This is a genomic window from Streptomyces sp. NPDC048383 (assembly GCF_040651775.1).
In the GTDB taxonomy this organism is placed as follows: Bacteria; Actinomycetota; Actinomycetes; order Streptomycetales; family Streptomycetaceae; genus Streptomyces.
On record NZ_JBEZKS010000127.1, the window covers coordinates 1 to 6554 of the forward strand.

Annotated in this window: 1 protein-coding gene; it reads left to right on the top strand. The window is 73.0% G+C overall.

Features of this window, described 5'->3' with window-relative positions:
- The coding region (locus AB0D46_RS38230; protein WP_362884681.1) for an SDR family NAD(P)-dependent oxidoreductase at positions 1-6554 on the top strand (6554 nt) is incomplete at both ends.

Consider the following 6554-nt stretch of genomic DNA (forward strand, 5'->3'; position numbering starts at 1 on the left):
CGTGCGGCGTGGCGGCACGGCGAGGAGGTGTTTGCCGAGGTGAGCCTCGGTGACGAAACCGGCCCGTCCGCCGAACAGTTCACGATCCACCCCGCGCTCCTCGACTCGGCCCTGCACGCCATCAACCTCGGTTCCCTCGTGGAGGACACCGGCCAGGCGCGGCTTCCGTTCTCCTGGTCCGGGGTCCGCGTCCACGCCGGCGGGGCGGACACGCTGCGCGTACGACTCTCCAAGGCCGGACCGCAGTCGGTACGCCTGGACTTCGCCGACATCGACGGCGCCCCCGTCGCGACCGTGCACAGCCTCGCCCTGCGCACCTTCTCGCCCGAACAGCTCGGACGACCGGCCAACGCTCACGGTGACTCGCTGTTCCGCGTGGAGTGGAGCGAGACGGCCACGCCGGCGGGCTCCGCCGACGACTGGCTGATGCTGGGCGACGGTACCCAGGTGTTCGCGGACCTCGCCGGGCTCGGTGTGGCCGTGGCCGAGGGCGGCGACATTCCGGCCGTACTGGTCGTTCCGTGCCTGGAGCCGGTCGACGGCACCGTGGCCGACGCGGCGCACGCCGAGACCGGGCGGGCCCTGGCCCTGCTCAAGGAATGGCTCGGCGACGACCGGTTCGCGGACTCACGTCTCGCGTTCCTAACCCGCGGTGCCGTGGCAGCCGCGCCCGCCGAGGGCATCCCGGACCCGGCCCGTGCCGCTGTCCGGGGCCTGGTGCGGTCGGCGCAGTCGGAGAACCCGGGCCGCATCGTGCTGATCGACGTCGATGCCGACGGTGACGTGCGGGAGGTCATCGCCGCCGCCCTCGCCTCGGGCGAGCCCGAGGTCGCGGTCCGCGAGGGCCGCCTCCTCGTACCGCGGCTGGCGCGTGCCGCGATGGGCGAGGAATCGCCCGCGGCGTGGAGTGCCGAGGGCACCGTCCTGGTCACGGGAGCGAGCGGCTCGTTGGGCGGGTTGTTCGCCCGTCACCTGGTGTCCGAGCACGGCGTACGGAACCTGCTGCTGGTCAGCCGTCGCGGTGAGGCCGCCGAGGGTGCCCCCGAGCTGTCGGCGGAGCTGGCCGGCCTGGGCGCCGAGGTCTCCTGGGCGGCCTGCGACGTCGCCGATCAGGCCGCGCTGGCGGCCGTCCTGTCGGCCATCCCGGCGGAGCACCCGCTGACCGGCGTCGTGCACACGGCCGGCGTGCTGGACGACGGCGTCATCGGCTCCCTGACCGCCGAGCGGCTGTCGGCGGTACTCCGCCCGAAGGTCGACGCCGCGTGGAACCTCCACGAACTGACCCGCGACCTCGACATGTCCGCGTTCGTGCTGTTCTCCTCCGCCGCCGGTGTGTTCGGTGGCGCGGGCCAGGGCAACTACGCGGCGGCCAACACCTTCCTGGACGCCCTCGCCGCCGAACGCCGGGCCCAGGGCATGGCGGGTACCTCGCTCGCCTGGGGCCTGTGGTCCGAGGTCGGCGGTATGGGTGGCGCCCTGGACTCGGACGACGTCTCCCGGCTCGGCCGGGGCGGCGTGAACGCGCTGTCCGCCGCCGAGGGGCTGGCGCTGTTCGACGCGGCGCCGACCACGGGCCAGTCCCTGCTGGTGCCGGTCAAGCTGGACCTGGGCGCACTCCGCGCCCAGGCCGGCACCGGGATGCTCCCGCCGTTGCTCTCCGGCCTCGTCCGCACGCCCGCCCGCCGGGCCGCGCGGGGTGCCGGTGGCGCGTTCGCCCGGCAGGTGGCCGCGCTGCCGCAGGACCAACAGCCGGGCGCCGTGATGGAGCTGGTACGCGGCCAGGTGGCCGCCGTTCTCGGCTTCGCCGGTCCGGAGGCGGTCGACCCGGCGCGGTCGTTCAGCGAGGTCGGCTTCGATTCGCTGACGGCCGTCGAGCTGCGCAACCGGCTAGGCGCCGCCACCGGCGTACGTCTGCCCGCGACGCTGGTCTTCGACTATCCGACTCCCACCGTCCTGGCGGAGTACCTGCACGCCGAGCTCCTCGGCAGCCAGGAGGCGGCGGCAGCGGCCCCGCTCATGGCCTCCGCGCACGATGACGAGCCGATCGCCATCGTCGCGATGGCCTGCCGCTTCCCCGGCGACGTCCGGTCGCCGGAGGACCTCTGGCGGCTCGTCCGTGAAGGCCGCGACGCCATCTCCGACATGCCCACCGACCGGGGTTGGGACATCGAGGGCCTCTTCGACCCCGACCCGGACCGGCAGGGCACCAGCTACAGCACGGCCGGTGGCTTCCTGCACGACGCGCACCACTTCGATCCGACGTTCTTCGGGATCTCGCCGCGCGAGGCCCTGGCCACCGACCCGCAGCAGCGTCTGCTGCTGGAGACGTCGTGGGAGGCGTTCGAGCGGGCCGGCATCGACCCGGCGTCGATGCGCGGCAGCCGCACCGGTGTCTTCGCGGGCGTGATGTACAACGACTACGGCACCCTTCTCCACCGGGCCCCCGAGGGCCTGGAGGGGTACATGGGGACCTCCAGCTCGGGCAGTGTCGCCTCGGGCCGCGTCTCCTACACCTTCGGCCTCGAAGGCCCCGCCGTCACCGTCGACACCGCCTGCTCCTCCTCCCTCGTGACCCTCCACCTCGCCGCCCAGGCCCTGCGCAGCGGTGAGTGCGACCTCGCGCTCGCCGGCGGCGTGACGGTGATGGCCACCCCCGGCACGTTCATCGCCTTCAGCCGCCAGCGCGGACTCGCGACCGACGGCCGCTGCAAGCCGTTCGCGGCCGCCGCCGACGGCACGGCCTGGGGCGAGGGCGTCGGCATGCTGCTCGTCGAGCGGCTCTCCGACGCCCGCCGCAACGGTCACCCGGTACTCGCCGTGGTCCGTGGCTCGGCGATCAACCAGGACGGCGCCTCCAACGGCCTCACCGCCCCCAACGGGCCCTCCCAGCAGCGCGTCATCCGCCAGGCCCTGGCCAACGCGGGGCTGTCCGCCGCTGAAGTCGACGTCGTAGAGGCCCACGGCACCGGCACCACCCTCGGCGACCCGATCGAAGCCCAGGCACTGCTGGCCACCTACGGGCAGGAGCGGGCCGGGGACCAGCCGCTGCTCCTCGGCTCGATCAAGTCCAACATGGGTCACACGCAGGCCGCCGCCGGCGTCGCGGGCATCATCAAGATGGTCCAGGCGATGCGGCACGGCACGGTCCCCAAGACCCTGCACGTGGACGAGCCGTCCCCGCACGTCGAATGGTCCGCCGGCGCGGTCTCCCTGCTCACGGAGTCGGTGGCCTGGCCGGAGACCGGCCGGCCGCGGCGAGCCGCCGTGTCCTCGTTCGGCATCAGCGGCACCAACGCCCACACCATCATCGAGCAGGCCCCGGACGAGGACACCCCCGCGCCCGCCACCCCGACCGGCGCGGCCCCCTCCGTCCTGCCCTACGTGCTCTCCGCGAAGTCGGTGGACGCGCTGCGCGACCAGGCCGCCCGCCTGCGGGCCCACCTGACGGAGGAGCCCGGACTCGCCGGCGTGGACGTCGCCTACTCGCTGGCAAGCCGGCGCGCCGCGTTCGACCATCGCGCCGTCGTCGTCGCCGGCGACCGCGAGAAGCTGCTCCGGAGCCTGACCGCCCTGGAGGACGGCAACCCGGTCCCGACCGGCGCCAAGACCGGCACCGTGGGCGCGGCCGGATCCGGGAAGCTCGCCTTCCTGTTCACCGGCCAAGGCAGCCAGCGCCTCGGCATGGGGCGCGAACTGTACGACAGCCAGCCGGTGTTCGCCGCCGCCCTCGATGCGGTGGGGGAGCGGCTCGGTCTCGAAGTCCCGCTGAAGGACGTCCTGTTCGGGGACGACGCCGATCTCCTTCACCGCACCGAGTACGCTCAACCGGCGCTGTTCGCGGTCGAGGTGGCACTGTTCAGGCTCCTCGAATCCTGGGGCGTGCGGCCGGACTTCCTGTCCGGTCACTCCGTCGGTGAGATCGCCGCCGCACACGTCGCCGGAGTCCTCTCGCTGGAGGACGCCTGCACGCTGATCGCGGCCCGTGGGCGCCTCATGCAGGCACTCCCGACCGGTGGCGTGATGATCGCGGTCCAGGCGTCCGAGGCGGAGATCCTGCCGCTGCTGACGGACGGCGTGAGCATCGCGGCCGTCAACGGCCCGAAGTCCGTCGTCATCGCCGGTGACGAGGACGCGGCCGTGGCCATCGCCGCGTCGCTCACCGACCGCAAGACCAAGCGCCTCACCGTCAGCCACGCCTTCCACTCCCCGCACATGGAAGGCATGCTCGACGCCTTCCGCGAAGTGGTGGCGGGCTTGTCGTTCTCCGCCCCGAGCATCCCGATCGCCTCCAACCTGACCGGTTCCCTGATCGCCGACGGCGAGATGGGCTCGGCGGACTTCTGGGTGAGGCACGTCCGCGAGGCCGTCCGCTTCCTCGACGGTGTCCGCACGCTGGAAGCCGCCGGCGTGACCACGTACGTCGAACTCGGCCCTGACGGAGTCCTGTCCGCCATGGCGCACGGCTGCCTGACGGCGGACGCCGACTCCGATGCCTTCGCCCCGGCGCTGCGCAAGGGCCGCCCTGAAGCGGCGACCCTGACCCGGGCCCTCGCCCAGGCCCACGCGCGGGGCGTCCCCGTCGACTGGGAGGCCTACTTCGCGGGCACCGGCGCCCGGGGCGTCGACCTGCCGACGTACGCCTTCCAGCACGAGCGGTACTGGATCGACGTCCCCGTCGGATCCTTCGCCGACGCGGCCGCCGCCGGTCTGCGCCCGGCCGACCATCCGCTGCTGGGCGCCTCGGTGAACCTGGCCGACGCCGACGGACTGCTGCTCACCGGGCGACTGTCACTCGCCGGACACCCGTGGCTCGCCGACCACCTCGTCATGGGCTCGGTCCTGCTGCCCGGTACGGCCTTCGTCGAACTGGCGCTGCGCGCCGGCGACCAGGTCGGATGCGACCTGATCGACGAACTGACCCTGGCGGCACCGTTGGTGCTGCCCGAGGAGGGTGGTGTCGAGGTTCAGATCACTGTTGGTGCGCCGGACGATTCGGGTCGGCGATCCGTTGTGTTCCATTCCCGTGACGCGTTGGCGGCCGAGGACGAGCCGTGGGTCCGCAACGCGACCGCGACGCTGGCCGAGGGTGGGGCGCAGGGTCCTGCCTTCGAGCTGGCTGTTTGGCCGCCGGTCGGTGCGGAGGCGGTGGACGTCGAGGGCCTGTACGAGGGTCTCGCGGATTCCGGTTTCGGTTACGGACCCGTGTTCCAGGGGCTGCGTGCGGCGTGGCGGCACGGCGAGGAGGTGTTTGCCGAGGTGAGCCTCGGTGACGAAACCGGCCCGTCCGCCGAACAGTTCACGATCCACCCCGCACTCCTCGACTCCGTACTCCACGCCATCAGCCTCGGTTCCCTCGTGGAGGACACCGGTCAGGCGCGGCTTCCGTTCTCCTGGTCCGGGGTCCGCGTGCACTCCACCGGAGCGGACTCCCTCCGGGTCCGACTCTCCCGCGCCGGTACGGACGCGGTACGACTGGAGATCGCCGATACCGAGGGCGTCCCCGTCGCGACCGTGCAGAGCCTCGCCCTGCGCGCCTTCTCTCCCGAACAGCTCGGCCGACCGGCCAACGGTCACGGCGACTCCTTGTTCGGCGTGGAGTGGACCGAACTCCCTTCGGTGATCGGCGCCTTCGACAACTGGCGGATGCTGGAAGCGGGGGCGCACGGACTCGCGGACCTCGCGGACCTCGCCGACATCCCGGCGACGCTGGTCGTGCCCTGTGTCGAGCCGGCCACCGAGGACACGGCCCGTGCGGTGCACGCCGAAACCGGACGTGTGCTGACGCTCCTCCAGCAGTGGCTGTCGGACGATCGGTTCGCGGACTCCCGGCTGGTCTTCCTGACCCGCGGCGCGGTCGGCGCGGCACCGGGCGAAGGCCCGGCCGACCTCGTCCACGCCGCGGTGTGGGGGCTGGTCCGGTCGGCGCAGTCGGAGAACCCGGGCCGCGTCGCGCTGGTGGACGTCGATGCCGACGGTGACGTGCGGGAGGCCCTCGCCGCCGCCGTCGCCTCGGGCGAGCCCGAGGTCGCGGTGCGCGGTGGCGCTCTCCTCGTACCGAGGCTGGTCCGCGCGGTACTCGCCGCCGATGCGTCCTCCCCGGCATGGGGTGCCGCCGACGGCACGGTGCTGGTGACGGGTGCGAGTGGCTCGTTGGGCGGGTTGTTCGCCCGTCACCTGGTGTCCGAGCACGGTGTACGGAACTTGCTGCTGGTGAGCCGTCGTGGTGAGGCGGCTGCAGGCGCTTCGGAGTTGTCGGCGGAGCTGGCCGGTCTGGGTGCCGAGGTGTCCTGGGCGGCTTGCGACGTCGCCGATAAGGCCGCGCTGGCCGCCGTACTGGCGGCCGTCCCGGCGGAGCACCCGCTGACCGGCGTCGTGCACACGGCCGGCGTGCTGGACGACGGTGTCGTCGGCTCCTTGACGGCCGAGCGGTTGTCGGCGGTACTGCGTCCGAAGGTGGACGCCGCGTGGAACCTGCACGAGCTGACCCGTGACCTGGGCCTGTCGGCGTTCGTGCTGTTCTCCTCCGCCGCCGGTGTGTTCGGTGGTGCGGGTCA